Below are 683 nucleotides of genomic sequence, written 5' to 3' on the forward strand. Positions count from 1 at the left end.
GCCTTCCCTTTTCTTTTTTCCCTTTTTCGCACATACGCCATCCGTTTTTGCCATTCTTCTTCCGTCAAACGTCGAAAAATCAAGCGTGGGATATACAAACGCTCATGCCCGATGTATACATGTTCCATTTCTACTGATTCCCCTTCCTTTAATTGATTCCCAAGAGATTCCCAATCCCATTCCTTCCACTGGCTATTCTCTTTGATATACACTTTCATATCGGAACGGAGCCGAGTAATATAATACGCTCCTCGGGCGTCGATCTCGGTTAGTGCGGCAACGGAGAAAAAGCCCAAATCCCGAATACATAGGTCATTCGGCAAAATCGTGTGCTGGGCATGATAGGCAAAACGAGCATCCGAATCATTGGCCGATTGGACACATAGCTGAAGACAAGCACCGGATAACAGGTCATATTCAAACTGAATTTTCGCTCCCGACGAAACGGAACCTTGATAATCCTCCCCGTAGTCGGCGGGAACCAAAAAACTGGTCGAGTCCAAAATCCGCAAGCGAGTAAAACACGTCCGATAGGTTTGGATCGTGGACCAAAGCAACGGACGTTGGCGCTGGAGGAGAAGGAAAAACACTTCTCGCAAAAACGCCACGGCTCGCTCAGTAAACCGCTGATTCAAGCCTTCACTGGACAGGGAACAGTCATGGCGGAGCGTGAGAGACGTACA

1 protein-coding gene is annotated in these 683 nt (G+C 48.2%); it reads right to left on the bottom strand.

Annotation, left to right across the window (positions count from 1 at the left end):
* Positions 1–683, bottom strand: a 683-nt coding sequence (locus tag M4I42_RS17060) for an IS4 family transposase (RefSeq protein WP_268853208.1), incomplete at both ends; no start/stop codon positions are given.

The organism is Anoxybacillus sp. J5B_2022 (assembly GCF_026847645.1).
Taxonomy (GTDB): Bacteria; Bacillota; Bacilli; order Bacillales; family Anoxybacillaceae; genus Anoxybacteroides.